Here is a 731-nt window from a genome sequence, read left to right as displayed (position 1 = left end):
CAATAATGCAATCCTCGTCCTGCCCTGGAGGAATTTGAGTGTCCACGGGTGGGGGAGTTTGAAGTGTCGATCGGGGATTCTCTCGGCCGCAACTGCTTATGCGCGCACCCTACCCGCCCTTGCCACCGCAGACGAGGCGGTGCTTCACGATCACCTTCCTGAATTGCTGAGAGCCATCACAGCAGATCTGCGGCGGCCGCAAAGTAGGAGGGAGTCGATTGAAAAATCCCAAGGAAACGCACCTTCGGTGGAGGACGAGACGGCTGCGCAGGCCCATGGACTTGCGAGAGCTCGCAGCGGGCTCACCACGAGCCAGCTCGTCGCCGAGTTCCGCGCCCTGCGCTCCAGCGTCTTGCGGCTCTACGGAGATGCGCATCCGGCTGGCCCGGGCACAGTGGAAGAAATTGGGCGCTTCAACGAGGCCATCGATCAAGCGGTTGCAGAATCGGTGGCATTCCACGAAGCGGAGCTCGAACGATGGCGGCAGATTTTCCTGGGCGTCCTCGGCCACGATCTGCGTGGCCCGCTGAACGCCATTTCGCTCGCCGGCCGATTGATCACCCTGCAGGCATCACCGGCCATCAGCGCACACGCGGCGACCCTGATGCACGGGGTGGAGCGCATGACGACCCTGCTGGACTCGCTTTTGGAACTTATTGAGCCGGCATGAGCGAACTTGAATCAGGCCGCATAGCGAACCGGCTCGTGTTCGAAGTAGCTCTTGATGCGTT

1 protein-coding gene is annotated in these 731 nt (G+C 61.4%); it reads left to right on the top strand.

Translation table 11 applies throughout. From position 1 onward, the window contains the following. Positions 1–670 (top strand): RsbRD N-terminal domain-containing protein (locus AC3A6Y_RS34970; RefSeq protein ID WP_487872789.1); only part of this gene is annotated, 670 nt, incomplete at its 5' end. Positions 671–731 lie beyond the last annotated feature (61 nt).

The sequence above is a fragment of the Variovorax sp. Soil_C_17 genome (genome assembly GCF_057657265.1).
The sequence above is the reverse complement of the archived record's forward strand: the minus strand, read 5'-3'. Positions and strand labels throughout refer to the sequence as shown.